Raw genomic sequence first — 21,529 nt, forward strand, 5'->3', positions numbered from 1 at the left:
TCAGGAGGAGGTGCTGACCTCTGCCCTGCTCAGTGCGCGCGGCCCCGGTCCTCCAGATACCGGGTGTGCGACTCCTGCCGCCGCGCCTCCGTCTCCCGCAGTGCCGTGGCCAGCCGCTCCGCCTCCTCCTGGAGCAGTGTCAGCTGTCGCTCCAGATGCCGTTCCGGGGGCTCGGAGCCCGGGGCCATCCGCGTCCACCAACGGGTGCGTACGAAGCTGTCGACGGCCTCGGGGATGTCCTGCCGTACGGCCCGCGAGAGCGTGTGCACGCCCTCCGGGTCCTGGGCGAGCACCTCGGCGACCCAGCCGGGGGCCAGCAACGCGGCCAGCAGGTCGGTCAGTTCGGTGAGGCGGCCCGCTGAGGCGGGCGGCAGGTCGACCTCGGCGAGGTAGTTCCCCAGCTTCTCGAAGTCGGCGCGCACCGCGTCGAGTTGGGCCGACGGGTCCGGGAAGTCGGGCAGCGGGGGCCGATCCGGTGGGGCGATCAGCGCGCCCGCGCCGTACAGTCCGGCGACGACGACGGGCCAGTACGGCCCGGCCGCCCCCGTGAACGTGAGCACGAGCCCGGCCAGCCCGCACGCGCTGCCCGCGATGTTCTTGCGGGAATCGAGATATCTACTGATAGCCACGGATCTCCTCGAAGGCGCCGTCCAGCGAGCCGTGTTGGGCGTCGAAGAGACGGCCGCCGGTCAGGTCGGCTATGTGCGCCAGTTCCGTGCGGTCGGAGTCACCGAAGAGGATCGGGAAGACGGGGATCTCCCGCTGGTAGCTGCCGAGCGAGCGGTAGAAGGCGTCGAACTCACCGGCCTTCGCGCCGGTCGTGTTCTCGCCGTCCGTCATCAGCACGATCGACGTGAACGTGTCGCGGTCGGTGCCGAGATGCTCGTACGCCTTCTCCAGCGAGGTGTAGATCGCGGTGTCGCCGTCGGCGGACAGGTGCCTGGTGTCGTTGCGGATGGCGGCCAGACCGGCCTTCGGGTCCGCCGGTTCGACCACATGCGTCCGCACGCTCTTCACGACCGAGCCGAAGGGCATCAGCGTGACCTCCTCGCGGTCGCGGAAGTCGCCGGTGAGGTCGGTGAGCGCCTTCTTCAACCGGTCGAGACGGTCGCCGCGCATCGAGCCGGAGGTGTCGAGGACGTAGACCGTCCGGGAGGGGCGGCGCAGGTCGTTCTCGTACGAGTCGAGCAGCCCGTCGGCGACCGAGAGGCTTCCCGGGAACGGCAGTTCGCGTCGGCGTGTGGTGTCGAGGCCGGTCGCGGGCGGCACCGACGGGACGACCGGGCGGCGGTGGGTGCGGGCGGTGATCTCCCGCTGGATCTTCGGTGTGCGCAGCGCCTCGGTCAGCCGGCGGACGTCCTCGCGGGTCGAGGCGGGTGTGCCGGCGAGGGAGGAGAGCGGGTAGTCGGCGGTGACCACGCCGTCCTTGGGGCGGATCACGGTCAGGTCCGGGATGCCCTTGAGGACGGATTCGTAGTTGAGGAGCGCGTCGACGTCGCCGCGCCGCCTGTACGCCGTCGCCAGCCAGCCCGACGAACCCGACGTCAGCTGCTGCCCCTTGAAGAACTCCTTCAGCCGGGGCGTGGCCTGGGTGACGTCCGCCTCCGTGAGCGCGGACTGGGCGCCGGAGAGGGCCGAGGCGACCGAAACCAGTGTGGAGAAGCCCGAGTTGGAGCGTGCGGGGTCGGTCATGCCGTAGGTCAGCTTTCCGTCCTGCACGGCCTGCTCGACCTGGGACCAGGTGACGTCGGCTGGCGTCCAGCCGAGCGCCTGCACGGTGGCCGACCTGACCCCGATGGCGACCGGGCTCGACATGATCGACGTCTCGGAGACCACCTTCTTCGCGGCGGTGGGGCGCAGCCGCAGATAGTCGTCGGAGGAGAGCCAGACGGCGTCGTAGGTCCCGGCGGCCTTTCCCGAGGCCAGCAGGTTCACGGCATCGAGGGTGCCCATGTAGGTGGGCCGGACCGTGATGCCGGTGTCCTTGCGGACCTGGTCGAGGACCGGTGCCATGTCGGCGAGTTCGCTGGAGGCGAGGACGCGGAGGGTGCCGGGTTCGGGTGAGGTGCCGGGGTCGGGCTTCCCGGTCGAGCTGCAGGCGGTCAGCAGGGCGGCAGCGGCGGCGACCAGGGCCAGATGGCGTCTCGTGCGGATCATGCGGTCCTGCCTTCCAGGGCACCGCGCGAGCGGCTGCGCTCCAAGTACGCGCTCGCGCTCTGCAGTTCCGCCGTCAGGTTCTCCACGGTCGTCGCCATCGCCTCGGTCGCCTGGACCTTGTACGTGTCGATCGCGTCGAGTGTGCGGTAGATCTGCTGGAACGCGGAGCGCAGGGTCTCGGCGCCCACGGCCGGGTCGGCGGCGATGCGCTGGATCTCGCCGCTCTGCGTGGCGAGCATCTCGGCGTTGCCCCGAATGAGGTCCTCGGTCGTGCCGCGCAGGGCGTTGACCTGCTCCACGACCTTCTTCTGGTTGTCGAGCGCGGAGGCCAGCATCACAGAGATCCGCAGCGCCGAGACGGTCGTGGTGGCCGCCCGGTCGACGCCCTTGATCAGCTCGTCGTTGTTGCGGCGTACGACGTCCATCGCGAGGTAACCCTGGGCGCACACGGCGAGTTGGGTGAGCAGGTCCTGGTGCTTCTGCCGGACCGGGAAGAGCACGTCGGCACGGAGCGAGTCCGCCGCCTGGGGGTCCGCGGTGCCGGCGATGTGCTGCTCGACGGCCGTGTCCAGGGCCTCGGTCAGCACGACGTACTCCTGCAGCTTGCCCATGGTCTCCCACAGCCGCACCCGCTCGGTCTGCAGCGCGGCGTTGTCGCGCCGCAGTTCGTCCTGACCGCCGCGCAGCGAGCCCACGATCTTGTTCAACGTCCCTTGCGCGGACGCGTACTTGGCGACGTGGTCGCGCAGTTTGTTGCCGCCGGGGAGGCGGGAGAGGAACTTCCGCCCCTTGCTCGCGGGAAGGTCCCGGGGGTCCAGGTCCTCGACCACGCGCCGCAGTTCGACGAGCGAGCCCGCGACCTGCGACTGGGCGTCCCCGCCCTTGCCCGGCAGGCTCCGCACGGTGCGCTCCAGCATCCGGTTGGACTGCGCGGCGGCGGTCCGCATCTCACCGGCGCCGAGCCCGGTGACCTCTCCGACCTTGCCGGCGAACTCGGGCGAGCGGGCATCGAGGGCGGCGAGACCGGCGACGTATGCGGAGGCCTTCTTCGCCATGTCCGTACGGACGCTGTCGTCGACGGGTACGAGCCCGCCCGCCCTGTCCCGCGGGACGGCGGCGACGGCCTCGGGCGGGGTGAGGGTGAAGACGTCGTCGCCGCTCAGGGTGTCCTGGTGGCTGTTCTGACTGGTGTTGAAACTGGTCATGTGCTCTCCCCCGTTCATCCGCGCGCCCGGCGCGCCATCTCGTGCAGCACCGCGGAGGTGGGCACGGGCGCCTGCCGGACGCCGGTCAGTTCCTGCTTGAGATAGGTGGTGGCCGAGGCGAACTCGGTGGCGGCGCCCTGCGGCCGGAAACCGTGCCGGACCGCGAGCTTCCTCAACTGCGCGTCCGTGGAAAGGAGTTCGGCGAGCGCCTTGCCGTTGTCCGTCATCGGTACGACGGTGTGGTCGCTGTTGACCGTGGTGTCCGGGTAGAGCACGACCAGGTCGCCCGGCTGCTGTCCGCCCGCGAGGAGCGAGGCGACCTGCGACTCGTAGACCCAGACCAGCGGGTTGCCGGCGCCGCTGACGAAGTCCCGGAACACCGCGTCCGAGCTCGACTGCTGGGCGCCCTGCACCGTGACGAGCTTCTGCAGCAACGGTTCGGTGCGGCCGAGACCGGCCTTGTCGGCGACGACCCTTCCGCCGTTCGCCACATAGGAGGCGGCGGCGAGATAGAGGGCACCGGAGTTGGAGGACTCCGGGTCGGTGCTGGAGATGAAGACGGTCCCGCTCAACTCCCCGTACTTGCCTGCCCCCTTGAGCTGCTGCCAGGTGCGGTCGTGACGGGCGGCGTCGAGGTAGGCGGCCATCTTCAGGGTGCCGCGGTGCTCGGTGTCGAGGGTCGCGAGGCCGTTCGCCGCGAGCACCTCGGCGGCGCTGCGGTGGGCCACGACCACGAGGGGCGAGTAGAACGGCCGAGGGAGCGTCCCGTGCACCTTGTACCGGTGCGCCAGCTCGACGGCGGGCGCCTGGCTGGAGGGGAACGCGAGGTCGTACCCCTTGAGGTCGAGCCCCTCCATGGCCCAGGACCCGGAGGTCTCGGCCTTCACGGTGTAGCCCTTGGCGGCCAGGGCCTTCACCACCTCCGGATCGGCGAAGTACTCGGCCTTCTCCGATCCGATCACCATCCGCACGGTCTTCGTTGCCGTGCCCTTGTCCTCGTCGTACCGGCCCGCGACGACGGCAGCCACCACGCCACCGATCAGCAGCACCGCAAGGACGATCCCTGCAATACGTTTCACGCCACGGAGCGTGCTCGCGGAACTCAACATTCCCCGCCGCCGGGTGTGAACGGGAGGTGTCGCACCGGTCCCGGTACAACACGGGACCGCAGTCAGGTGCCCGACATCCTGTCGCCCGAGTTCTTCCGCAGATCACTGCCCCGGAACGCCGGCGCCCACCGCACCCCGTGTTCCCGGCCGCTGAGCTGCAGGATCGTCTTGCCGTGGACGGGCTCCAGCTGCCAGTTGCAGGAGAAGTTCCGGCCGGTTATCGAGCGCAACTCGCGCGAACTGATCGACGCCTTCCGGCACACCGGCTCCGCCGACATCGTCGCCGACTACGCGACCCGCTCTGCGCCGCCGAGGTCGACGGCGTCCGGATGAGCGACGAGGACCTCAAGGCGTTCTGCAGCCTGCTGCTCGCGGCCGGCGGCGAGACCACCGACAAGGCCATCGCCAGCATCCTGACCAACCTGCTCCTGCACCCCGAGCAGTTGGCAGCGGTACGCGCGGACCGCAGCCTGATTGTCGCCGCCTTCGCCGAGACCCTGCGCCACACCCCGCCGGTGCACATGATCATGAGACAGGCGGCCACCGACGTACAGGTCCGGTCGAACAGGGCGTGTACACACGCGGCCCGCAACCCCTGCCGGTGCGCTTCACCCCGGTGTCCGGGTGATGCGCACCGGGTCGGGGGATGGAGCGCACCGGGTCAGAGGATGACGCGCACGGGCGTCAGCGGGTGAAGGTGAACCAGTTGACGTTGGTGAAGTCCGAACTGCTGCCCGAGAAGACCAGATAGACGTCGTGGACGCCGGTGACGGAGGCGACGACGTTCGCCGGAATGGTCTGCCAGTTCTGCCAGCCGCCGTTGTTGGCGAAGTCGATCTCGGCGATCTTCGTGCCGCCGGTGCTGTCGATCCGCACCTGGATGGCACCGCTGACACCGGCGGCCGCACCCGACGCGAGCCGGGCCTTGAACTGGCTCGGAGAGGTCGAACCGAAGTCGACGGAGGAGTACTTCAGCCAGTCACCGTTCGAGATGTACCCCACGTCGCTGCCGCCCCCGGTGTCGGAGCAGCTCTCGGTGGTTGTCCCGTTCTGCGCGGAGTAGGACTCCGCCTGGATGGTGTTGTACGCGCTCACCCCACCCCCGCCGCCGGGATTTCCGCCGGAGGCCCCGGCGCCCAGGGTGATGCTCCACGAGGTGGGCGCCCCGTCCTGGATGTGGCCGTCGACGGGGGCCGAGCCGGTGGGGCCGACGTCGTCGTAGGGGAAGGCGTAGCCGATGCTGGCGTACTTGTGGACGAGCCGGGCGTAGTGGTTGGTGATCGGGTCCTGGTAGTACTGCGAGGGTGTCACGCCGTCGGGCTGGTTGTTCCCGCCGGAGACCAGGAGTGAGCTGCGGTTGAGCGCGGCGGCGAGCCGGGCGGCGATCGCGCCGCGGGCGTCCCCGCCCGAGTTGTAGAGCGGACCGGACGCGCAGCCGAAGATGTCGACGGCGCTGGGCTTGGTGAACGGCACGCCGTTGGTGTTGAGGCCGGAGAAGACGATGGCGTTCCCGGAGACGGTGCCGGTGTAGGAGCCGATGCTGCCCTGGCCGTTGATGGTCAGCGGAGTCGAGGCGTAGTGGCTCCAGACCCGGTTCAGGTAGTCGTCCCAGTAGCCGCCGAAGTCCACCGGTGAGTGCGAGGGCGACATGACGCGCAGCACCCCGCCGGACGAGTCGGTGACCACCAGCCTGTCCCAGGGGGCTCCGTCGGTGGCGTGCTGCGCCTGCAGGCCGGAGGCGATGGAGGCGAGGGCGCCGGCGGGCAGCGGGGTGACCGACTGGTTGCCGCCGCTGCCGGTGCTGGCCATCGAGATCGGCAGCGCGACCATGTCGACGTAGGAGATGTTCGCGTACAGGTTGGCGCTGTTGAAGGTGAACTCGCAGAACGTCCAGTTGGTCGCCCAGTTGGGGTCGGAGCTGACGAGGGCGGGCTGTACGACACCGGGCGGGTTGCCCGGGTTGACGAAGAACTGGAGCTTCTTGCCGACCGAGAACCAGACGCGGCCGCCGATGACGTAGTCGGTCAGGTTGACGGTGACGCCGGCCGAGCCCGAGGCGCCCAGCGCGATCGAGTAGTCGGCGATGGGGGTCACCGGGGACGACGGATTGGGTAGCCGGTTCAGGGCGCCGTTCGCCGAGACGAAGACCGGCCAGCCGCTGCTGTCGGAGCCCGAGATATAGGCGTAGACGGTGTCCTGGCCGGAATTGTTCGCCAGTTTCACGGGGAGTGAGACGCCCGCTGCCGCCGCGGTCGAGGCGAACGGCGTGAACGGGCTGAGCGCAGTCGCGGCGGTGACGGAACCGGCCGCGGCCAGGAAGGAGCGTCGCGAAACCACAGGGGCCCTCCCGGAGGGATGAAGCCCGTCAACCATGTGACGGAAGGGGGGTGTTGTGCCTTGTGCGGTTCTGTGCGGAAGCACGTTATTGGACTGGACCAATACCGTCAAGAGCTGGGCAATGGCGTGCCTGAAGCAATTGAACGTTTCAAAAATGCGGCCCATTCAGCCGCTTCCCACCGCCTTTTCGATGCACGACATTTCGAACAAGATCCCTACTGATCAGTGTTCTTGTCAGACGTCTTGACGGCCCCTGTGCACGCACTTACCGTCTCCCGGCAGTGACTTTAACGATTCAAAAATTCCTTGGCCACCCAGGAAATCGCTGCCCACTCGAAGGGAGCCAGCGCGTGCCCGCACAGCGCGTCCTCGCCACTCCTTCCCGCCGTCAGATCGTGTTCGCGGCCTCGGCCGCGGCCGCTGTCACCGCACTGCCCTCCCCCATGGACCCGTCCGCACACGCCGCCTCGTCGGGCACGTCGACCACCGCATCGACGGCCGGAGCCGCGGACCGCGACGGTGGCAAAAGACCCGGGGCGGAGCCGCTCCTCTCCGCCTTCCCGCTTTCCCAAGTACGGCTGCTCGACAGCCCTTTCCTCGCCAACATGCGGCGCACCTGCGCCTATCTCCGCTTCGTCGACATCGACCGGCTCCTGCACACCTTCCGCGTCAACGTCGGCCTGCCGTCCACCGCCCAGCCCTGCGGCGGCTGGGAGGCGCCGGACGTCCAGTTGCGCGGGCACACCACCGGCCATCTGCTGAGCGCACTGGCGCAGGCCCATGCGAACACCGGTGACAGCGCGTACGCCGACAAGGGGCGCGCCCTGGTCTCCGGACTGGCGCGGTGCCAGCAGGCCGCGACCTCGGCGGGATTCCACCGGGGCTACCTCTCCGCCTTCCCCGAGTCGGTCTTCGACCAGCTGGAGGCGGGGGGCAAGCCGTGGGCCCCCTACTACACGCTGCACAAGATCATGGCCGGGCTGCTCGACCAGTACCAACTGAGCGGCAACCGCGAGGCGTTCGAGGTCCTGCTGGAGAAGGCGGCCTGGGTGGACGCACGAACGGCGCCGCTGTCCCACGAGCAGATGCAGACCGTGCTGAAGGTCGAGTTCGGCGGCATGAACGACGTACTCACCCGGCTCTACCAGGTCACCGGTGACCCCACCCATCTGCGGACCGCTCAGCGCTTCGACCACGAGGACCTGTACACGCCGCTGGCCGCCGGACGCGACGAGCTCGCCGGCCGGCACGCCAACACCGAGATCGCCAAGGTCGTCGGCGCCGTGCCGAGTTATGAGACGACCGGTGACTCCCGCTATTGGAACGTCGCGGACACCTTCTGGACGACGGTCGTCCACCACCACTCGTACGCCATCGGCGGCAACTCCAACCAGGAGCTCTTCGGCCCGCCGGACGAGATCGTCAGCCGGCTCTCCGAGGTGACCTGCGAGAACTGCAACAGCTACAACATGCTCAAACTCGGGCGGCAGCTCTTCCTGCACCGCCCGAACCGCGCCGAGTACATGGACCACTACGAGTGGACCCTCTACAACCAGATGCTCGGCGAGCAGGACCCGGACTCCGAGCACGGCTTCGTCACGTACTACACCGGTCTGTGGGCGGGCTCGCAGCGCGAGCCCAAGGGCGGCCTAGGCGCGGCACCCGGCAGCTACAGCAGCGACTACGACAACTTCTCCTGCGACCACGGCACGGGCCTGGAGACGCACACCAAGTTCGCCGACAGCATCTACTTCCACTCCAGCGCACCGCACGCACGGCCCACTGTGTACGTGAACCTGTTCATCCCGTCCGAACTCGACTGGTCAGCAGTGGGGGTGACGCTACGTCAGGAGACGGAGTACCCGACGGCCGACCGCACACGGCTGACCGTCACGGATGGCACCGCGCGTTTCACGATGAAGATGCGGATCCCGTCCTGGGCGGCCGGTACGGATCGTCCGCCCACCCTCAAGGTCAACGGGCGCCGCATCGCCGCGCCCCTGCGGCCCGGCAGCTACGCCACGGTGGAGCGCCGCTGGCGACCCGGTGACGTGGTCGAACTCGTGCTGCCGCGCACCCCCGTGTGGCGTCCCGCCCCGGACAATCCGCAGGTCTCCTCGCTGTCCTACGGCCCCCTCGTCCTGGCCGGGGAGTACGGCGACACCGCCCTGGCCACCCTGCCCACCATCCGGCCCGACAGCCTGCGGGCCGCCGCAGGCAGGCCCACCGAGTTCACCGCCGAGGCCGACGGTCGCACGGTCACGCTGCGTCCGTTCCACGAGGTCCAGCACGAGCGCTACAACGTGTACTGGGCCCACACCCCGCGACCCGGCCGCGAAAGGGACATCGCCCGCTATCCGTTGCGAGAGGGCAGCGGTACGACGGCGGCCGACACCACCGGCACCTTCGTCGCCGCGACGCTCGCCGGCGGCGCCACCTGGACGACCGACGGCGGCGAGACCGCCGTGGCGTTCGACGGGACGAGCGGTCATCTGGCGCTGCCGCCAGGGCTGTTGAGCGGTCTGGACGAACTGACCGTCAGTGTCCGGGTACGGGTCGACAGCCTCGCCGCGTCCGCCCGGGTCTTCGACCTCGGGTACCACAAGGACACCTACCTCTTCCTCGCCGCGACCACCGGGGCCGGGCGCGCCCGCGCCGCGCTGAAGATCGCCGGCATGGAGACGGAGGACGTGGTGGACGCCACCGGGCCGCTGCCGGTGGGCCGTTGGACGCACGTGGCCCTGACGCTGGGCGGCCGCACCGGCGTGCTCTACCTCGACGGCACGGAGGTCGGCCGCAACCCCGCGATGGTCAGCGGTCCCCTGCTGCTGGGTGCGACCAGCCGGAACTATCTGGGGCGCTCGCAGAACACCACGCATCCCTACCTGCACGGAGCGGTGCGCGACTTCCGATTGCACAACCGGGCGTTGAGCGCCGCGGAGATGGCACGGCTGGCGGCCGGCTGAGCCACGGTCACCGGTCTGCTCCACCGTCGGCGCGCGAGGCCCGGCGCAGGACCGCGACCGTTCCGCCCACTCCTGCACGGTCGTACCTGCATCCGCACGCCTCGCGTACCTGAACCCCTCTCCCATCGAGCCCGCACCCCCACCCGCACAAAAGGACCCTCCATGCCCGCACCACAGTCCGAAAACCCGCTTCCCAGACGCACCTTCGTCGTCGCGGCCGGCCTCGCCGGTGGCGTGCTCGCGACCGGCCTGCCCGCACCGGCCCGGGCCGCGGGCTCCGCCACCGCGGCAGCAACCACCGAGGCAGCAACCACCGAGGCCACCCGCCACAGTTACTCCGCACCCGGCTTCGCCGACCCCGCCAAGGACAGCCGCCCCACCGTCTACTGGTACTGGAACGGCCCGGTCACCCCCGACCTGGTGGACCGCCAGATGGCCGACCTGCGCGACAAGGGCATGTACGAGGTCGTCCTGTTCTCCTTCGACAACGCCGAGATGCAGCCCGCCTTCTTCACCGAGGGCTGGTTCGACATCGTGGGCCATGTCCTGCGCACCGCCGAGCGCACGGGCATGAGGGTGTGGCTGTTCAACGACGACCACTTCCCGAGCGGCCGGGCCGGGGAGTACATCGTCAAGGGCGGCACGGTCGGCTCCCGCACCTACACGCCCCGGCCGGAACTGCGGCTGAAGGCACTGTGGCGGTCGACCACCGTGGTGGAGGGACCGGCCACCGTCGACTTGCGCCACAGCACGGGCGTGGGCGTGGAGGCGGGCCATCTGGTCGCCGACGCCGGTGTGTCGAACGGCGCCGCCGTCCTGCGGGCCGGGGAGAGCTGGACCGACTGCACCGTCAGCGGCAGCGCGAAGGCCGACCACACCGCGGCCGGGCTTGTCGTCCGCGCCACGGCCGACGGTCTCGGCGGGTACGCGGTCGGCTTCGACCAGACCGGTGTCGTCACCGTGCTCCGCCTGGCGCAGGACACCGAGCCGGTGGAGCTGCTGCGCAGCACCCGCACCGACGGCTTCAACAAGACCAAGTACCACACGCTGACCGTCACCGTGCGCGGCAGCGGCCTGTCCGTCACGCTGGACGGCCGGGACAAGGGGTCCGTCACCGACGACCGGTACGCCTCGGGAAGCGTCGGCGTGCGCGCGGTCGGGGACGAGCGCGGCCTGTGGGACAGCCTGTCCGTCACGTCGGCCGACGGCAGCACCCTGTACTCGTCCTCCTTCGACACGGCGGACGCCGCCGGGGACTTCCCGGAGCGTGCCGCCCTGGCCTCCCGTGCCGTGGCCGCCGCGGCCCGCCCCGCGGACTCCGCCGACGCGTCCGACATCGTCGACCTGACGAGCCGGCTCGACGGGGACGCCAAGTGGCAGGTCCCTGCGGGGCGTTGGCAGATCGACCTGTTCGGCGGAGTGCCGCTCATCGACGACAGCCAGGGCTACAGCCGCAGTTATGTGGACCTCCTCGACGACGAGCCCGTCAAGCTGTTCCTCGACATCGTGCCCGGCGAGTACTACCGCCGCTTCGGCAAGTACTTCGGCAACGTCATACCAGGGTTCTGGGACGACGAGCCGTTCTTCGCCTCCGCCGAGGCCCACTTCAAGCGGCTGCCGTGGTCACCCACGCTGGAGCGGGCGCTGCGCGACGTCGGCGTGGAGCCGGGTGTGGCGTACGCGAGTGCCTTCGACGATCTCGGGCGGCCCGGCCGGATCGCCCGCGGCCGTTACTGGCAGGCCGTGTCCAACCGGTTCGCGCGCTACTTCGAGCGCCAGTCCCGCTGGTACGACGAGCGCGGGGTCGCGTTGATCACCAATCCCCTGTACGACGAGACGGCGCCCGCCAAGCGGATTCCGTCGACCGGGGACCTGCACAAGGTCAACCAGTGGGCGCAGGTGCCCGGCGGCGACATCATCACCGCCGAGTACGTGGCCGGGGAGCAGACCATGCTGCCCCGCAACCCGGTGTCCGTGGCCCATCAGATGGGCCGTGACCGGGCCCTGATGGAGATGTTCGGAAACATGGGCTGGCAGGTCACGCCGTCTTTCGTGCATGCGACGGTCGGCGCGCAGGCGGCTCGTGGCGTCAACCTGACGGTGCTGCACGCCCTGTGGACCGACGAGACGCGCGTCTACTTCCCGCCGCCGTTCGGCCCCCGGGCCCCCTGGTGGTGGGCGATGAAGCCGCTCGCCGAGTGGATCGGGCGGCTGATGGAGGTCGCCCGCGGCACCTCCAGCGCTCGCACCGCGCTGCTCCAGCCGCAGCGCGCCGCCGAGCAGTGGACCGGCACCGACCGGCAGGGTGAGGTGGACGGCGCCCTGTCCGACGCCGCCTACGCGCTGGAGCGGGCGCAGGTCGACTTCGACCTCGTCCACGAGGGCGCGCTCGCCGGGGACGACCAGCTGCTGTCCAGGGCCCGCGTGCGCGACGGCGCCCTCGCCGTGGGCGCCGCCCGCTACGACCTGGTGGTACTGCCGGACACGTACACGCTGGATGCCGCCTGCATCCGTACGCTGGCCGCGTTCGTCCGGGCGGGTGGCACCGTCATCGCGGTCGGCGACCTGCTGGCCGACGACGCCGACGGCAACGACCGCTCGCTGGCCCGTGGCCTTTCCGACCTGTTCGGTGACGCGGTGTCCGGCAGCCGCCGCTACGGCGCGGGGCGGGCCGTACGGGTGGCGGACGTCTCGGGTCTGCGGGATGCCGCTCACGAGGCCGGGGTCGCCGCCGCCCTACTGGAACCGGCGCGTGACGAGGTGCGGGTGCTCCGCGTCACCCGGGGCACGGACACGGCATTTTTGTTGAACAACGAGAGCGGCACCGCCGTCGAGACCACGGCGACCCTGCCGGTCGACGGCGTGCCCGAACTGTGGGACCCGCTGACCGGCGACGCCGGTCCCGCGCCCCTGTATCGCACCTCCAAGCGGGGCATCCACCTGCCGGTCTCGCTCGATCCGTACGAGACGCGGATCGTGGTGGTCCGGCACGGAGGTCCGGCCCCGGCGCATCTCACCTCCTCGCCGCTGCCCGTCCTCGCCGTGAAGGAGTCCGCTCGCTCCTTGCGCGTCACCGTCGAGGCCTCGGCGCCCGGCGAGCACCGGCTGACCGGCACGGCCGGCGGCCGCACCTATGAGGGCACGGTCCGCGTCGACGATCCGCTCGCCCCGCTCGCCGTCACCGGCGACTGGACGCTCACTCTGGAACGTGACGGCGCCACGCCCGTCACGGGCCCGCTGAGCAGCTGGACCGATCACGATCCGCTGTTCTCCGGCAGCGGCACCTACACCACCACCGTCTCCGTGGAGCGTTCGCTGCTCGACGGGCGGCGTGTCCTGCTCGATCTCGGCGATGTTCGGGACGTTGCGGCCGTGACCGTCAACGGCACCGCGTTGGAGCCCCGGTTGTGGGCGCCCTTCGTCGTCGACGTGACCGGTCACCTGGTCGCGGGCGACAACCGGCTGGAGGTCCGGGTCGCCAACACCCTGTCCAACGAACGCAACAAGCCGCTGCCCTCCGGACTGCTCGGTCCGGTGACACTCCGCTTTCGCCGTCGTGTCACGGCCGACCTCAAGCGCGTGTGAACCCCCGCCCCACATCGCAGCGTCTCGCACCGCCCTCCAACGGTCCCCGTACTCCTCAAGGATCACAAGGATCACCATGCCCAGACCTGAACTACCCGACAGGCCAGGTAAACGCGGTGGTGCTCGCCGCGCCCTCGTCCTGCCCGCCGCCCTGACCGCGTTCGTCACCGTGCTGGCCGTGGCCGTCACCGCCGACGCCACGGCCGACACCACCATTTCCCCGCACGATCTGCGAACTCAGCATCTGAGCACAGCACTTGGCATCGATGACACCACTCCTAACCTGAGCTGGCAGACCGCGGCACACGCCGCGAACGCGCTGCAGGGCGCCTACCGTGTGCAGGCCGCCAGCTCGCTGCAGCGCCTGCGCTCCGGCCATCCCGACCTGTGGGACTCCGGCAAGGTGGCGTCGGCCGTGCCGGAGACGACGTATCACGGTCGTACGCTCGGCTCCCGCGCCCATGTGTACTGGCGCGTCATGCTGTGGTCCGGGCACGGGCGGCAGGCCTCCCACTGGAGTGCCCCGGCCGAGTTCGAGACCGGCCTGACCCGCTCCTCGGACTGGGACGCGGACTGGATCACCCATCCCGAATGGCAGTTGAGTCACCGCAGCGTCGAGCCGGTGGTCGTCAAGGTGCCCCGCACCACGGCCCGTTACGTCCGACTGGACGTGACCCGCCTCGGTCTGCCCCTCGAGGAGAACTTCCCCGACCGCACCTGGCGGCTGCAACTGGGCGAGATCGACGTGCGCGACTCCGTCACCTCGGCCGCCGGTCTGGCCAAGGGCGCCGCCGTCATCGCGTCCGAGACCAACACGGTGCGCAAGACCTGGGAGCCCGCCCTCGCGGTCGACGGCCTGCCCAACAGCGCCCTGCAGACCGCGGCGGGTTACTCCAGCGCGGCCCATGACTCCGCCGACGTCTCCGACCGTCCCGTCACCCTCACCCTCGACCTCAAGTCGGCCAAGACGTTCGACGAGGTGGCCCTCTATCCACGGGCCGACGTCCTCACCGACGACGGCCGGGTTCCGAACTTCCCCACCGACTACGCCCTGTCCGCGAGCGACACGGCCGACGGGGCCTTCACCGGCCTGGCGCACGTGACCGGGCAGCAGGCGCCCAAGCCGTATCTGCCGTCCGGACTCCCCCTGCTCGCAAAGGACTTCGCGCTTCCGCGTGCCGTGCGCAGCGCCCGCCTCTACATCGCCGGGCTCGGCGTCTACGACGCCACGCTCAACGGCAAGCCGGTGGGTGACGCCGTCCTGGAGCCCGCCAACACGACGTACAACGAGCGCGTCCAGTACGTCACCTACGACGTCACGAAGCGGCTGCGCAAGGGCGCCAACACCATCGGCGTGGCGCTCGGCAACGGCATGGCCAACGTGGTCAGCACCGCCGACCGCTACCGCAAGCTCTACGGCAACATCAGCGACCCCAAGCTCATCGCCCGGCTGGAGGTGACCCTCGCCGACGGCAGCGTGCGCACGATCACCAGCGGCGACGACTGGCGTACCGCGCTCGGCCCGACGACGTCCTCCAACTGGTACGGCGGCGAGGACTACGACGCCGGGCATGAGATCGCGCACTGGGACGAACCGAGCGGTGACCGCTCCTCCTGGGAGCACGCGGTCACCGTCTCCTCCCCCGGCACCGAGCAGGCTCCGGCCGTCCTCAGCGCCCGCGAGACCGAGCCGATCCGGAACGTGGAGACCCTCACCGGCAAGGAGGTCGAAGGCGCCGCGGGCAGCCGCGTCTTCGACCTGGGCCGCAACATCGCCGGCTGGCCGGAGATCACGATCGGCGGCGCCCCCGCCGGCAGCGAGATACGCATCTACCCGGCCGAGAGCCTCAAGGACGGCCACGCCTTCCAGTCCATCAGCAACGTTGGATCGCCGGTGTGGGACAGCTACACCACGGCGTCCACCCGCACCGCGACCTGGCATCCGTCCTTCAGCTACCACGGGTTCCGGTACCTGGAGTTGAAGGGCGTGCCCGCCGGAGCGACGGTCACCGTACGCGGCCGGGTCCTGCGCACCGACAACGACTCCGCCGGTGAACTCACCACCTCCGACCCGCTGATCAACGGCATCCACTCGCTGATCCGGCGCGCCATCGAGGGCAACATGATGAGTGTCCTCACCGACTGCCCCAGCCGGGAGAAGCTGGGCTGGCTGGAGCAGGACCAACTGGTGTTCCCGGCGCTGGCCGCCAACTTCGACATGGAGGCCCAACTCCGCAAGATCGTGCGGGACATGGCGGACGCGCAGACTGAGGACGGGCTCATCCCCAGCACCGTCCCGGAGTACACCAGCCTGCCGGGCGCCTACCGCAACGACTCCAACTGGGGCGGCGCCTTCGTCCTCGTACCGTGGCAGCTCTACACGACGTACGGCGACCTCGACACCCTGCGCACCTACTACCCGCGCATGCGGCAGTACGCGGCGTTCCTGGAGAAGCAGGTCTCCGGCGGCATCCTCGACTACGGCCTGGGCGACTGGTTCACCCCGGACCGCACCTTCCCGCGGGCCGTTGCGGGCACTTACGGCTACTGGCGCGTCGTGGACACGATGGCGCGGATCGCCGCACTGCTCGGCGACCAGGCGGCGACCGACGACTACCGGGCGAAGGCCGACGCCAGCGTGCGTGCGCTGTCCGACGCGTACTACTCCACGGACACGGGCACGTTCGGCGGTGGCGGCCAGGGCGCCGAGGCCCTCGCCCTCGACATGGGCGCCTACCCGGCGGGCGAACGGGCCCGTCTCCTCGGCCACTTCACGTCCTCCATCGAGTCCGCCGGCCACCATCTGCTGCTCGGCGAGATCTCCCTTCCGGCCGCGTTCCGTGTGCTGTCCGCCGCCGGACGCGACGACATCGTGGAGAAGATCGCCACGCAGACGACCAGTCCCAGCTACGGCTACCAGGTCCTGGCCGGCAACACGACGCTGGGCGAGTCCTGGGACGGCGGCCCGGGGCAGTCGCAGAACCACTTCATGCTCGGCGCGATCGACTCCTGGTTCACCACGCGTGTCGCGGGCATCGACCAGACCGCCGACTCGGTCGGCTATCGCGAGCTGCTGATCGACCCTGCGGTGACGGGCGAGTTGACGTCGGCCTCCGGTTCCTACCGCACTCCGTACGGTGTGGCGCGCACCGCATGGAAGCGGACTGGTGAGCACTTCCAGCTGAGTGTCGACGTGCCGGCCGGCAGTACGGCCGAGATCCACGTCCCGGCGGCGAAGGGCCGGGTGGACGCTCCGCGCGGTGCACACCTGCTGCGGGCCGGTGACACCGAGTCGGTCTACCAAGTGGGTTCCGGACACTGGCAGTTCGAGTCGGTCATGCCGTCCTCCTGAGGTTCGTCGGGCATGCCTCCGCGGCGAGGTGTGCCCGACCTTCCGACCATCATCCGAGATATCGAACGAGAGAAGAGGACTGCACATGGCACGACATCAGATGCCACGACGGCACTTCCTCGGCACCGTCGGCGCGGCCGGTCTCGGCAGCGCGGCGATCGGCCTCGTGCCGGGCGCGGGCGAGGCCGCAGCGGCCTCGCCCGCTGCTCAAGGCCTCACGGACGCCGGGCACCGGTCCGAACTGCCGTATCCGACGCTGCGACGACCGTTCGCCATGCCCGGCGTCAAGGAACAGGACTGGACCGGCGCGCTGTTCGTCGGCACCGGCGAGTCACGGTTCGCCCTGCGCGTCGGGCTGCTCACCGCGCAGGGCAAGCTGCTCCGCGAGAAAATGACCAACTACCTGTGGCGGATCGGTCCGATGACTCCGGACGGCGCCTACAAGGAGGTGCGGGTCACCACCGACGACCGCACGATCATGCCCGCGCACCTGGACGCACTGCGCGAGGTGATCGCGCACCCCGACCAGTGGTCGCAAAGCGCGGTCGACGACGCCACGGCCAAACTCCCGCAGCTGCAGCAGAAATACGACCAGGTGCAGAGCGAGAAGCGCACCATACGCGTCCGTTACGCGCGCACGGGCGACGGCAGCGAACTGGTCGGAGCCGTCACCGCACTCGACGACGACACGACCGTCGTGCTCGAACTCTCCTCCCCCTGGGGCGAGGAGGCGTCGTACGCCGTGGACGGCACCTGTCTGACGGGCAGCGCCCCGGGCCTTGTGGATGCGACCCGCACCGGTCACATACGTCTGTCTCCCACCGAACCCGCCGACAGCACCGGCTGCTACGCCTCGGTCGCCGACATGACGGCGGCGGTGACTGGCGGCAGCGGCACATCGGGCACCGCGGTCGCCGCACAGGTCTACCGCCTCGGCAAGGGACGTACGATCACCTTCACCGCCCGCGTCGACGACCGTACGGTCAAGGCCGGGACGCCGGAAGCGCACGAGGTGGAGCACGCGCTGGCCGCGGCGGCCCATGTCGGTGGCGGCAACCTCACCGGCTCGGGACCGGTGGGACGGGCGGCCGACGCCGTACGCGACGCGCTGTCGCTCAACACGAACTACGACCGGGACCGCCGACGCAACTACGTGATGTGGGGATGGGGCGGCGGAGGCGGTCTGTTCACGGGCTGGGACTCGGCGTTCGACGCCGTGAACGCCGCCTTCGTCAGCCGGACGCTCGCCCTGCAGCACGAGACGGACGTCTTCGAGGCCCCGGCACCGCCCAACCAGGTACCGCTGCTGGGACCCCGCTACGACCAGCAGAACTCCGGGCCCATGCACGCGTACGCCGCCTGGCGGCTGTACACCAAGTTCGGCGACCGCTCGATCCTGGAGAAGACGTACCCCGTGCTCGTCACCTTCCACGACCTGCTGCCCGAGTGGGACACCGACCGCGACGGCCTGCTGGAAACCCCCTACTTCGGAGACCGCGTCGGCGGCCGGGGCAATCACCTCGGCCTGGACGACAGTCCCGTCTACGCCGACTACCACCGCGTCCCCAAGCAGGGCGGCAGCGGCGACAAGCGCGACAACACCGACCTCACCGACGTGGCCCTGAACTCCTACTACGCGCTGCTCGCCGAGACCCTGGCCAAGATGGCGCGCGTGCTCGGCAAACCGCAGGACGCGCAGCGGTTCGCCGCACAGCACGCGACGATCCGGCGCCTGCTCAACGACCGGCTGTGGCACGCCGAGAAGGGCCTGTACCTGAGCCGCTACCTGGACGGCACGTGGAACGAGGTGGTCACGCCGACCGTCTTCTACCCGCTGTTCGCCGGCCTCGCCACGCAGGAGCGGGCACGCATCCTGGTCGAGCAACACCTGCTCGATCCAGAGGAGTTCTGGGGCGAGTACGTCGTCCCCAGCGTCGCCCGCAACGACCCGGCGTACTGCTCCGGCGGCCCGGTGCACCCCGACTCCGAGCACTTCCGCTTCTTCGACCGCTACGGCGAGGACACGGCGCCCGAGCAGTGGAAGGGCGCGGTGTGGCCGCCGATGAACGCCACCGTCTACGACGGCGTCAAGCGGTACGGCTTCGACGACGTGGCCGGCCGGTTCGCCGCCCGCAGCACCGCGATGTACCTGGACGCCTGGGACAAGGAGAACTGGTTCCCGGAGTCCTTCGACCCCGAGCCCGGGCAGTCCGTCATGGACTCCGCGGTCGACACCGCGTGGCGCACCTACTCCTGGTCCAACGCAATGCCCGTGCAGGGCCTGCACGAACTCATCTCCGACAATCCGTGGGACGGCGACGCGTCGGCCCTCATGTTCGGCACGCTCGCACTGCCGGGCACCAACACCGTCGCCAACGTCCAGCTGCGCGGGCACACTTACGCCGTCTCCGCCGGACCCGACAGGACCACGCTGGTCCGGGACGGTCGCACCGTCTTCCGTGCCACGGGCGCCCGCGTCGCCGTCCGCAACTTTGTACTGCACGGCTCCGGCGCCTCCTTCGACATCAACGCCGACGGTCCTGCCCGTGTCGAGGTCTTCGGCAAGGACGGCCGTACGCGCGGCCGGAAGGTCCCGGCGGGCCGCACCCACGTCTCCCTCTGAACCACCTGTCTCAACCCGCCCGTCTGAACCACCCATCGGGTCCACCTGTTCGACAACCTACGGAGAACCATGCTCGGAACAGAGAGACGGAGCGGCGCGCTGCGCCGGCTTCCCGGACGCGCCGCCCGCGCGGTGTGCGCCCTCGCCGTGTCCTGCCTGGCGCTCGTCGCCCCGGCCACCGCACGCGCCGACAACGGCACGCCCCCGGTACAGCAGATCGTCGTGGACGGCGCCGGTACGGGGCGCGTCTTCGACGGCATCGGCGCCATCAGCGGAGGCGGCGGCACCTCACGGCTGCTGGTCGACTACCCCGAACCCGAACGCAGCCGCATCCTGGACTACCTCTTCAAGCCCGGCTACGGCGCCTCGCTGCAGATCCTGAAGGTGGAGATCGGCTCCGACACCAACTCCAGCAACGGCGCCGAGCCCAGCCACATGCGCACACCCACCCAGGTCGACTGCAACCGCGGCTACGAGTGGTGGCTCATGGAGCAGGCCCAGAAACGCAACCCCGACATCCGTTTCTACGGCCTCGAATGGGGCGCGCCCGGTTGGTTCGACGCCGGCTTCTGGTCCGAGGACAACATCGACTATCTGATGAAGTGGATCGGCTGCGCACAACAGCACGACCTGCACATCGACTATCTCGGCGGCTGGAACGAGAAGGGCTGGGACGCAGCCTGGTACGGCAAGCTCAAGGCCGCCCTGGTGCGCCATGGCCATGGTGACGTCAAGGTGGTGGCGGCCGACAACGCCGGCTGGCAGGTGGCCACCGACATGAAGAACGACCCCGCCTTCGACGCCGCCACGGACGTCGTCGGCATCCACTACCCCTGCTCCGCCGTCCACTGCTCCAGCTCACCGGACGCCCTCAGCCTCGACAAGCCACTGTTCGCCAGCGAATCGGGCTGGAACAACTACCTCACCGGTGCGACGCGCCTCGCCGCGGAGATGAACCACGAGTACGTCGACTCCCGCATCACGGCGTTCATCAACTGGCCCGCGGCGTACGCCTGGTACCCGACCGTCCAGATGCAGGGCAGTGGTCTGCTCCAGGCCAACGAGCCGTGGAGCGGCCACTACGACCTCGGTCCGACGCTGTGGACCATCGCCCAGACCGCGCAGTTCACCCGGCCGGGCTGGAGCTATGTCGACTCCGCCAGCGGCTACCTCGACGGCGGCGGCACGTACGTGACCCTGCGATCCCCGGGCCCCCGGCCCTCGTACACGACCGTGTTCGAGACGACCGGGGCGAGCGCCCCGCAGAACGTCAGCGTCACGCCGACCGGCAAGCTGCCGCGCGGTGCCCTGCACCGCTGGACGACCACGCTCGAATCCACCGACCCCGCCGACTGGTTCGTCCGCGGTCATGATGTGGCCCCCGACGCGAAGGGCGGGCACGGCATCACCCTTCAGCCGGGCACGGTCACAACGCTGACCACCATGCCCGGGGGCAAGGGCCGCGCCGCGGCGAGCGCACCCCGTACGCGGACCATGGCACTGCCCTACCGCGAGAGCTTCGACTCCTACCGGATCGCGGCCACCCCGCGCTATGTCTCCGACATGGAGGGAGCCTTCCAGGTAGCGCCCTGCGCCGGCGCCCCGCAGGCAGCTTCCGGCAGTCGCGGCACCGGCCGTTGCCTGCGTCAGTCCATCACGACGCCGCCCACGAAGTGGTCCAGGGTGGCGGCCCCGCTCACGCTGTCCGGGGACAGCAGGTGGACCGACTACACCGTCTCGGCGAAGGTGCTGATCGACCACACCGGTACGGCCTCGCTGCTCGGCCGCGTGGTGAACCAGCTCAACAACGTCGGCACCGGGCGCGTCAATGCATGGCAGGGCTACTACATGAAGCTCTCTGACTCCGGCACCTGGTCGCTGGAGGTCCTCGCCCCCGACAAGACCACACGTGTCCTGGCGAGCGGCAGCCTCTCCTCTGCCGGGGCCGACACCTGGCACCGGGTCTCGCTCGGTTTCTCGGGAGAGACGATCACGGCCCGGATCGACGGGACGGAGGTCGCCCAGGTGTCCGACGCGACGTACGACCACGGTCAGGTCGGCCTGGGCCTGGACTCCTACACCACCTCGCAGTTCGACGATCTGACGGTGCTGCCGAGTCGGCACGCCTGATCCTCACCTCCGGTGTCCCTGCTCCGGTGCCCCTGCCGAGACGAGATCGTCGCTCGGCAGGGGCA

Annotated in this window: 10 protein-coding genes and 1 pseudogene; 6 read left to right on the top strand and 5 right to left on the bottom strand. The window is 70.0% G+C overall.

Translation table 11 applies throughout. The features are described from left to right. Positions 1-29 precede the first annotated feature (29 nt). The 4 genes from MQN93_RS31445 to MQN93_RS31460 are packed head-to-tail and all read right to left on the bottom strand — an operon-like array spanning position 30 to position 4,471. The gene (locus MQN93_RS31445; protein ID WP_242712233.1) at positions 30-629 is read right to left on the bottom strand and encodes a hypothetical protein; all 600 of its coding nucleotides are present in this window, start codon (positions 627-629) and stop codon (positions 30-32) included. Next, positions 616-2,157, bottom strand: coding sequence for a substrate-binding and vWA domain-containing protein (locus tag MQN93_RS31450; RefSeq protein WP_242712234.1), 1,542 nt, complete (start codon positions 2,155-2,157; stop codon positions 616-618). Before MQN93_RS31450 ends, MQN93_RS31445 begins: the two co-directional genes overlap by 14 nt. Then, entirely contained in the window at positions 2,154-3,362 is a 1,209-nt protein-coding gene (locus MQN93_RS31455; protein WP_242712235.1) for a toxic anion resistance protein, read from the bottom strand. Before MQN93_RS31455 ends, MQN93_RS31450 begins: the two co-directional genes overlap by 4 nt. Positions 3,363-3,376: 14 nt before the next feature. Then, a complete protein-coding gene (locus MQN93_RS31460; RefSeq protein WP_016432819.1) occupies positions 3,377-4,471 on the bottom strand; it encodes a hypothetical protein in 1,095 nt (364 codons plus the stop codon). Between the two features lie 195 nt (positions 4,472-4,666). Here MQN93_RS31460 and MQN93_RS31465 point away from each other — a divergent pair. Beyond that, positions 4,667-5,028 (top strand): annotated as a pseudogene (locus MQN93_RS31465) (cytochrome P450); the annotation flags it as partial. A gap of 127 nt (positions 5,029-5,155) precedes the next feature. Here MQN93_RS31465 and MQN93_RS31470 read toward each other — a convergent pair. Next, entirely contained in the window at positions 5,156-6,808 is a 1,653-nt protein-coding gene (locus MQN93_RS31470; protein ID WP_242712236.1) for a beta-1,3-glucanase family protein, read from the bottom strand. Between the two features lie 350 nt (positions 6,809-7,158). On the opposite strand from MQN93_RS31470, the gene MQN93_RS31475 reads away from it, so the two are divergent. The 5 genes from MQN93_RS31475 to MQN93_RS31495 all read left to right on the top strand — a co-directional run bounded on the left by MQN93_RS31475 (position 7,159) and on the right by MQN93_RS31495 (position 21,464). After that, on the top strand, positions 7,159-9,774 hold the full coding sequence (locus MQN93_RS31475; RefSeq protein WP_242712237.1) for a glycoside hydrolase family 127 protein: 2,616 nt from the start codon (positions 7,159-7,161) through the stop codon (positions 9,772-9,774). 162 nt (positions 9,775-9,936) lie between these two features. Continuing rightward, positions 9,937-13,359, top strand: a complete 3,423-nt coding sequence (locus tag MQN93_RS31480; RefSeq protein WP_242712238.1) for a glycosyl hydrolase — start codon at positions 9,937-9,939, stop codon at positions 13,357-13,359. Between the two features lie 76 nt (positions 13,360-13,435). After that, a complete protein-coding gene (locus tag MQN93_RS31485) occupies positions 13,436-16,711 on the top strand; it encodes a family 78 glycoside hydrolase catalytic domain (protein WP_242712239.1) in 3,276 nt (1,091 codons plus the stop codon). Between the two features lie 85 nt (positions 16,712-16,796). After that, a complete protein-coding gene (locus MQN93_RS31490) occupies positions 16,797-19,334 on the top strand; it encodes an MGH1-like glycoside hydrolase domain-containing protein (RefSeq protein ID WP_242712240.1) in 2,538 nt (845 codons plus the stop codon). A gap of 69 nt (positions 19,335-19,403) precedes the next feature. Then, a complete protein-coding gene (locus MQN93_RS31495; RefSeq protein ID WP_242712241.1) occupies positions 19,404-21,464 on the top strand; it encodes a glycoside hydrolase family 30 protein in 2,061 nt (686 codons plus the stop codon). Positions 21,465-21,529 lie beyond the last annotated feature (65 nt).

Origin of the sequence: Streptomyces spinosisporus, from assembly GCF_022698145.1 — a bacterium.
GTDB classification, from domain to species: domain Bacteria; phylum Actinomycetota; class Actinomycetes; order Streptomycetales; family Streptomycetaceae; genus Streptomyces; species Streptomyces spinosisporus.

What these genes read in the sequence shown, in the direction of transcription:
- MQN93_RS31450 (WP_242712234.1), bottom strand. Translation starts at nt 2,157, where the DNA reads ATGATCCGCACGAGACGCCATCTGGCCCTGGTCGCCGCCGCTGCCGCC.
- MQN93_RS31455 (WP_242712235.1), bottom strand. Translation starts at nt 3,362, where the DNA reads ATGACCAGTTTCAACACCAGTCAGAACAGCCACCAGGACACCCTGAGC.
- MQN93_RS31460 (WP_016432819.1), bottom strand. Translation starts at nt 4,471, where the DNA reads ATGTTGAGTTCCGCGAGCACGCTCCGTGGCGTGAAACGTATTGCAGGG.
- MQN93_RS31480 (WP_242712238.1), top strand. Translation starts at nt 9,937, where the DNA reads ATGCCCGCACCACAGTCCGAAAACCCGCTTCCCAGACGCACCTTCGTC.
- MQN93_RS31485 (WP_242712239.1), top strand. Translation starts at nt 13,436, where the DNA reads ATGCCCAGACCTGAACTACCCGACAGGCCAGGTAAACGCGGTGGTGCT.
- MQN93_RS31490 (WP_242712240.1), top strand. Translation starts at nt 16,797, where the DNA reads ATGGCACGACATCAGATGCCACGACGGCACTTCCTCGGCACCGTCGGC.
- MQN93_RS31495 (WP_242712241.1), top strand. Translation starts at nt 19,404, where the DNA reads ATGCTCGGAACAGAGAGACGGAGCGGCGCGCTGCGCCGGCTTCCCGGA.